This is a genomic window from Kitasatospora sp. NPDC059803 (assembly GCF_042732255.1).
Taxonomy (GTDB): Bacteria; Actinomycetota; Actinomycetes; order Streptomycetales; family Streptomycetaceae; genus Kitasatospora.
Genome location: NZ_JBHWIJ010000394.1, coordinates 3,096 through 4,433, shown reverse-complemented (window position 1 = coordinate 4,433; position 1,338 = coordinate 3,096). Strand labels below are relative to the sequence as shown.

Annotated in this window: 2 pseudogenes; one reads left to right on the top strand and one right to left on the bottom strand. The window is 72.4% G+C overall.

Annotated elements, in window-relative coordinates:
• A pseudogene (locus ACFV6I_RS36385) lies at nucleotides 1-217 on the bottom strand (hypothetical protein); the annotation flags it as partial.
• 465 nt (nucleotides 218-682) lie between these two features.
• On the opposite strand from ACFV6I_RS36385, the pseudogene ACFV6I_RS36380 reads away from it, so the two are divergent.
• Nucleotides 683-1,338: pseudogene (locus tag ACFV6I_RS36380) on the top strand (AAA family ATPase); the annotation flags it as partial.

The window sequence follows — 1,338 nt, the reverse complement described above, 5'->3', positions numbered from 1 at the left end:
CGGGGGCCGCCCCGCCCCCCCCCCGCCCGGGGGGGGGGGGCCCCCCCCGCCCCCCCCCCCCCCCCACCGCCTGGTTTGCGCCCTTGCCGCCGAACCCCTGGGTGGCGGCGGTGGCGAGGACGGTCTCGCCGGGGGCGGGGAGGACGGGGCAGCGGAGGATGCGGTCGGCGTTGACCGAGCCGATGACGATGACGCGGCCGACTGGGAGCAGCTTCATCGTTCCTCTGTACGTGCTGGGGTGCGCGCGGCGCAAGCGGGCGCCGGGGGGCGCGCGAGGGGCGCGGGGGAGAATATGTCGACCGGTCTACTGAATTATGCAGACCGGTCTAGAGATTGCCGGGAGAAATCTGTCGGTCGGTCTACATAGTCGGGTGGAGGGGGTGATGCGAGGTGATCTGGGGTGATGATGGCGCACGGGAAGTCGGGCAGGCCGACTTTCTGTGCGCGCAGGGTGTGAGCAGGGTGCAACTTTGATGTAGACCGGTCTACATATTTCTCCCGGAAGGCGGCTGGCCTGGGCACATGCCCCTGTCAAGGGGCGGGGTGGGGCGCAACGGCGGGCGCGGCGGGGAGGTATGGGGAGCGGCGTGGCGCGGGTACCACCACGGGTGGCGCTGGTTCGGCCGACGGGGGCGCTGCCCGGTGCGAACGGCATCGGGGCAAGTCGAGGGCAGGGGACGTTGTGATCGTCTGGGTCAATGGCACATTCGGGGCGGGCAAGACGAGTGCCTGCCGCGAGCTGGTGGAACTGCTGCCCGGGAGCGTGCTCTTCGATCCCGAGCTGGTGGGCTTCGGCCTGCGCCGGATGCTCCCCGCCGACCGGCTGGCGACGGTGTCCGACTTCCAGGACCTGGCGGCCTGGCGCCGGCTCGTCCCCGAGACGGCGGCCGCGCTGCTCAGCGAGGTCGCGGGCCCGCTGGTGGTCCCGATGACCCTGCTCAGGGAGGACTACCGGGACGAGATCTTCGGCGACCTCGCCTCCCATGGCATAGCGGTGCACCACTTCGTCCTGGACCCAGAAGAAACGATCCTGCGTCACCGCATCGCCCACCGCGACGAGTGCCCGGGAGATCCGGAGGCCAGCGAGCGGGTCCGCATGTGGTGCTTCGAACACGTGGCCCGCTACCGGGCCGCCCGGCGCTGGCTGGTCGAGGACGCCCGGATGCTCGACACCAGCGAGCTCACCCCCCGCGAGACCGCCCACCGGATCGCCGAACTGGTCCGCGTCGGCGCCGCCCGCTGCCCGATCGTCCAGACCCCCGACCCGACCGGGGACACCGTGGCCTCCGCGGGGGGGGGGGGTGGCGTGTAGCAGAGCCGCCAGCGGGGGGGAGAGCG